A 1,992-nucleotide genomic window follows, 5' to 3' on the forward strand; every position below is an offset into this window, starting at 1 on the left:
TAGTCGTGGCACATGAAGAGGCGCGTGTCGCCCGGCAGCGAGAGGATCTTCTTCACCGAGGCGTAGAGCGTCTTGGCGTCGCCACCCGGGAAATCGCAGCGCGCGGTGCCCACGTCGGGCATGAACAGGGTGTCGCCCACGAACACCGCGTCGCCCACGTGGTAGGCCGCGCAGGCCGGCGTGTGGCCAGGCACGTAGAGCACCTCGGCCTCAAGCCCGCCGATGCGGAATCGCTCGCCCTCCTGGAACAGGTGGTCGAACTGCGAGCCGTCGAGACGGAATTCGGGCTCCAGGTGGAACACCGCCTTGAACACCTTCTGCACCTGCGTGATACGCCCGCCGATGCCGATGCGTCCGCCCAGGTGCTTCTTCAGATAGGGCGCGGCCGAGAGGTGGTCCGCGTGGGCGTGCGTCTCCAGGATCCACTCGACCTTGAGGTCGTTGGCGCGCACGTAGTCGATGGCCTTGTCGGCCGAAGCCGTGCGCGTGCGGCCCGATTTGGGGTCGTAGTCGAGCACCGAATCGATGATGGCCGCGGGCGTTCCGGGGCCGCTGTGAACGACGTAGGTGACGGTCCAGGTGGCGGGATCGAACAGGCCCTGGACCTGCGGCCGGACGGTGGTGGCGACGGACATGGTGGGCTCCTTTCAATAAGTGAACAACAATATATTGACAAACAATCTATCAGTCAATATAGTGATGCCCATGCCGCGATGGACGGCATCCCGAATGGAGTGTCCCATGCCCGCCCTCAAGCTCGACCTCGACGACATGCAATCGGCCGCCGCCGACGCCTGCCGCCTGATGAAGGCGCTGTCCAACCGCGACCGGCTGATGCTGCTGTGCCAGCTCTCGCAAGGCGAGCACAACGTGGGTGAGCTGGAGGCGGCGCTGGGCATCGTGCAGCCGACGCTGTCGCAGCAGCTCACGGTGCTGCGCGACGAAGGCCTGGTGAGCACGCGCCGGGAGGGCAAGCACGTCTTCTACCGCATCGACAGCCCGCCCGCGCAGGCCGTCATCCGCACCCTGTACCAACAGTTCTGTTCCCGCTGAAGGAGTACCACCATGACGATCGACTGGGCCCATTTCACCCCCTGGGCCTCACTGGCCGGGGGCGTTCTGCTGGGCGTGGCCTCCGCCCTGTTCATCCTGCTCAATGGCCGCGTGCTGGGCATCAGCGGCATCCTGGGCGGCCTGATGAAGCCGCAAGCCGGTGACGTCGGCTGGCGTGCCGCCGTGGTCGCCGGCCTGCTGGTGTCGCCGCTGGTGTACGGCTGGCTGGCACCCCCGGGCTTCGTCACTGCGCCGCGCATCGACGCAGGCACCGGCCTGGTGGTCCTGGCGGGTGTGCTGGTGGGCATCGGCACGCGCTATGGATCGGGCTGCACCAGCGGCCACGGCGTGTGCGGGCTGTCTCGCCTCTCGCCTCGCTCCCTGGTCGCCACGCTGGCCTTCATGGCCGCGGGCTTCGCCACCGTGTTCGTCATCCGCCACCTGATCTGAGGACGCTGTCATGCAGAAACTCTCCGCCTTCCTCATCGGCCTGCTGTTCGGCCTGGGCCTGTTGCTCTCTGGCATGACGGACCCCGGCAAGGTGCAGGGCTTCCTGGACCTGGCCGGCGCCTGGGATCCCTCGCTCGCCTTCGTGATGGGCGGCGCCATCGCCGTCGGCTTCTTCGCCTTCGCCCTGGCCAAGCAGCGCACGCGCAGCTTCCTGGGCGGCGGCATGTACCTGCCCAAGGCCACCGAGATCGACCGCCGACTGGTGCTGGGCAGCCTCACCTTCGGCGTGGGCTGGGGCCTGGCGGGCTTCTGTCCCGGCCCGGGTCTGGTGTCGATGGCTTCCGGCGAAACCAAGGGTCTTGTCTTCGTGCTGGCCATGCTCATGGGCATGGCCGTGTTCGAATCGCTGGAGCGCCTCGGCGCGAAGACCCGAACGACTTGAAGGAGCACCATGGACCTCAGACGCCTCACCCCCACCCTGTCCGTCGC

The 1,992-nt window shown here is 67.3% G+C and carries 4 protein-coding genes; 3 read left to right on the forward strand and 1 reads right to left on the reverse strand.

The window, feature by feature from the left end; translation table 11 throughout:
- Positions 1-635: MBL fold metallo-hydrolase (locus VLG41_RS05925; RefSeq protein WP_325348466.1), on the reverse strand; the 635-nt coding region annotated here is incomplete at its 3' end.
- Positions 636-741: 106 nt separating this feature from the next.
- On the opposite strand from VLG41_RS05925, the gene VLG41_RS05930 reads away from it, so the two are divergent.
- From VLG41_RS05930 to VLG41_RS05940, 3 genes are read left to right on the forward strand one after another with little or no spacing between them, the layout of a single operon-like run.
- On the forward strand, positions 742-1,053 hold the full coding sequence (locus tag VLG41_RS05930; RefSeq protein WP_325348467.1) for a metalloregulator ArsR/SmtB family transcription factor: 312 nt from the start codon (positions 742-744) through the stop codon (positions 1,051-1,053).
- Between the two features lie 12 nt (positions 1,054-1,065).
- Positions 1,066-1,503, forward strand: a complete 438-nt coding sequence (locus VLG41_RS05935; protein WP_325348468.1) for a YeeE/YedE family protein — start codon at positions 1,066-1,068, stop codon at positions 1,501-1,503.
- Between the two features lie 10 nt (positions 1,504-1,513).
- Positions 1,514-1,945 (forward strand): DUF6691 family protein, encoded by a 432-nt coding sequence (locus VLG41_RS05940; RefSeq protein WP_325348469.1) that lies wholly within the window; start codon positions 1,514-1,516, stop codon positions 1,943-1,945.
- Positions 1,946-1,992: the final 47 nt, after the last annotated feature.

The sequence above is a fragment of the Hydrogenophaga sp. genome, from assembly GCF_035481345.1.
Taxonomy (GTDB): domain Bacteria; phylum Pseudomonadota; class Gammaproteobacteria; order Burkholderiales; family Burkholderiaceae_C; genus Hydrogenophaga.

Coding starts and splice junctions, on each gene's coding strand:
- VLG41_RS05935 (WP_325348468.1), top strand. CDS start 1,066: ATGACGATCGACTGGGCCCATTTCACCCCCTGGGCCTCACTGGCCGGG.
- VLG41_RS05930 (WP_325348467.1), top strand. CDS start 742: ATGCCCGCCCTCAAGCTCGACCTCGACGACATGCAATCGGCCGCCGCC.
- VLG41_RS05940 (WP_325348469.1), top strand. CDS start 1,514: ATGCAGAAACTCTCCGCCTTCCTCATCGGCCTGCTGTTCGGCCTGGGC.